Below are 458 nucleotides of genomic sequence, written 5' to 3'. Positions count from 1 at the left end.
ATCCGTATCAAGAGCGGCTGGTGTTATCTAGCTGTGGTGTTAGATCTGTTTGCCCGTCGTGTCGTGGGCTTTGCCGTATCAGACTCTCCTGACAGTATGCTGACTGCTAAAGCACTACAGATGGCATATCAGACGAGACTTAGACCCAGTAGGGTGCTGTTTCACTCGGATCAAGGCACGCATTACACTAGCAAGGCATTTGCTGAATCCGTGGCTAGTTGTGACGGCATGATTCAAAGCATGAGCAGAAAGGGTAATTGCTGGGACAACGCGCCAACTGAACGCTTCTTTAGAAGCTTTAAAACGGAATGGATGCCAAAGGGTGGTTATGAAGATATCTTTGAGGCTAAGAGTGCTATCACTGACTATATCTGGGGCTATTATCAAACTGTGAGACCCCATACTTTCAACAATTACTTAACACCATTAGAAACAGAGAGACGCTATTTTAACAAAAA

At 45.2% G+C, this 458-nt stretch carries 1 protein-coding gene; it reads left to right on the top strand.

What is annotated here, in order from left to right; genetic code table 11:
• The coding region (locus CXF61_RS02495) for an IS3 family transposase (protein ID WP_165597038.1) at nt 1-458 on the top strand (458 nt) is incomplete at both ends.

It is taken from the genome of Psychrobacter sp. 4Dc (assembly GCF_002836715.1).
In the GTDB taxonomy this organism is placed as follows: domain Bacteria; phylum Pseudomonadota; class Gammaproteobacteria; order Pseudomonadales; family Moraxellaceae; genus Psychrobacter.
This window is presented reverse-complemented; position numbering and strand designations above follow the sequence as displayed.